Origin of the sequence: Streptomyces sp. NPDC005494 (genome assembly GCF_042872025.1) — a bacterium.
Classification (GTDB): domain Bacteria; phylum Actinomycetota; class Actinomycetes; order Streptomycetales; family Streptomycetaceae; genus Streptomyces.
Genome location: NZ_JBIAJR010000037.1, coordinates 1 through 1,282, shown reverse-complemented (window position 1 = coordinate 1,282; position 1,282 = coordinate 1). Strand labels below are relative to the sequence as shown.

General features: G+C 63.7%; 1 protein-coding gene. It reads right to left on the bottom strand.

Features of this window, described 5'->3' with window-relative positions; genetic code table 11:
- Positions 1-1,282, bottom strand: a 1,282-nt coding sequence (locus tag ACFYQ6_RS34950; protein ID WP_388766894.1) for a condensation domain-containing protein, incomplete at both ends; no start/stop codon positions are given.

Below are 1,282 nucleotides of genomic sequence, written 5' to 3'. Positions count from 1 at the left end.
CGTCGAACTGGCCGAGGTAGTTGAAGCTGATCTGGGCGGACGGCGTCCCCGTCAACGGAGTCACCTCCGGACCGTGAGCCAGCAGACCGTAACCGATGCCCTGCCGCGGACGCCCCCGCAACACCTCCTTGACCGCCTTCAGCCCCTCACCCACACCACCCACCGAAGGAACCGGCAACAACACCGGCGAGATCGTCGTGAACCACCCCACCGTCCGCGACACATCAAGATCGTCGAACAACTCCTCACGACCATGACCCTCGACATCCACCCGCACCCGGTCCACACCCGACCACGCACCCACCGCAGCCGCCACACCAGCCAGCAACACATCATTCACCCGCGTGTCGAACACCGCCGGCACATCACGCAACAACGCCCGCGTCTCCCCCACCCCGAGCACCACACCACACACCCGGCTCCCACCCACCGTGTTGGCACCCACACCCACACCCACACGATCCACCGGCACACCACCCACCGGCCCCACCTGCCCGAGCCAGTAACCCACCTCCCCCAACGTCACACCACCACGCGCCTCCACACCCAACCGCGCAACCCAGTCCCGCCACGCACTCGACTTCGCAGGCAACACCGGATCCAACCCCGACCCCACCCGACCCACCAACGCCCGCAAATCCTCCAGAACAATCCGCCACGACACCACATCAACCACCAGATGATGCGCCACCAACAACACACGATCCGGCAACCCACCACCCCACCCCGTGAACACCACCACCCGAAACACATCACCCCCAGCCAGACTCAAACCACCCTGAACCCGACCAGCCACCCCCACGACAAAAGCCTCACGCCCATCCACCCCACACGACGAAACATCAACCACCTCACACGGCACCACATCAGGCACCCCACCCAACTCAGCCCGCCACACACCCCCCTCACACACGAACCGCGCCCGCAAACCGTCATGCTGAACCAGCAGACACCGCACCACCCGCTCCCACACACCCACCGACAACCCAGCATCCACCTCCACCAACACCGACTGATTCACATGACCCACAACCGAAAAACCCTGACCGAAGAACCAACGCTGAACCGGCGACAACTCCACCGGCCCCACCACCACACCCTGCTCCGCAACCACCCCCGACACATCACGCCGCTCCACCACACCCGCAAGACCAGCAACCGTCGGAACCTCGAACAACTGCTTCACCGAAAAGAACAACCCACACTGCTTCGCCCGGAAAATCACCTGAAGACTCAAAATCGAATCCCCACCCAACGCGAAGAAATCGTCATGCACACCCAC